Below are 384 nucleotides of genomic sequence, written 5' to 3' on the forward strand. Positions count from 1 at the left end.
GTGCTGGTTGACCACGGCGTCGAGTGGGTTCAGTTCGACGAGCCGGTGTTGGTGACCGACATGGTCGACAATGCCGCCGAACTGGCCGAGCGAGCCTACGCCCGGCTGGGCGGGCTGACCAAGCGGCCTGCGATTTTCGTCGCGACGTACTTCGGAGAGCTGACGGATGCGCTTCCTGCCCTGGTTCGAACCCCGGTCGAGGCCATCGGTGTCGATCTGGTGGCCGGCTCCGCAGCCGCCCTGGCCGCGGTCGCTGAGCTGAAGGACAAGCTTCTGGTGGCCGGCGTGGTCGACGGCCGCAATGTCTGGCGCACCGATCTGGATCGGGCACTGGGAACACTGGACTCCCTGCGCGGCAGCGCCAAGGCGGTAGCTGTGTCTACG

The 384-nt window shown here is 67.2% G+C and carries 1 pseudogene; it reads left to right on the forward strand.

Features of this window, described 5'->3' with window-relative positions:
* Nucleotides 1-384 (forward strand): annotated as a pseudogene (locus RM572_RS29625) (5-methyltetrahydropteroyltriglutamate--homocysteine S-methyltransferase); the annotation flags it as partial.

The organism is Streptomyces hazeniae, assembly GCF_031845485.1.
In the GTDB taxonomy this organism is placed as follows: Bacteria; Actinomycetota; Actinomycetes; order Streptomycetales; family Streptomycetaceae; genus Streptomyces; species Streptomyces hazeniae.